The 291-nt window shown below is 48.5% G+C and carries 1 protein-coding gene; it reads right to left on the bottom strand.

Going from position 1 to position 291, the window contains the following annotated elements; all coding sequences use genetic code 11:
- The coding region (locus MD536_RS21100; protein ID WP_239603771.1) for a hypothetical protein at positions 1 to 201 on the bottom strand (201 nt) is incomplete at its 3' end.
- Positions 202 to 291 lie beyond the last annotated feature (90 nt).

A 291-nucleotide genomic window follows, 5' to 3' on the forward strand; every position in this document is an offset into this window, starting at 1 on the left:
GTTTTCCGCGATATCAGGAATCTTCAGGGTCACCTGGTCACTTTCCGTAACGGGTCCGTCAAACAGGCTACTGATAACGGATTCGGCGCTCTTTTCATCAAATGCCTTATCCGGTCTTGCCGCAAACAGCCAGCGTGGAATTGCCAATACAGCGGCAGCGGTTAACAGGCTCCTGAGCAGAGCCCTGCGTTGTAATTTCATCGATTAACTCCCATAAAATAGAACACTTACAGTGAATGAATATAGTCAGTAACAAGATCGATCTCTGCCTCGGTCAAAATCCGGTTGCGG

Source organism: Flavihumibacter cheonanensis (assembly GCF_022352215.1).
Taxonomy (GTDB): domain Bacteria; phylum Bacteroidota; class Bacteroidia; order Chitinophagales; family Chitinophagaceae; genus Flavihumibacter; species Flavihumibacter cheonanensis.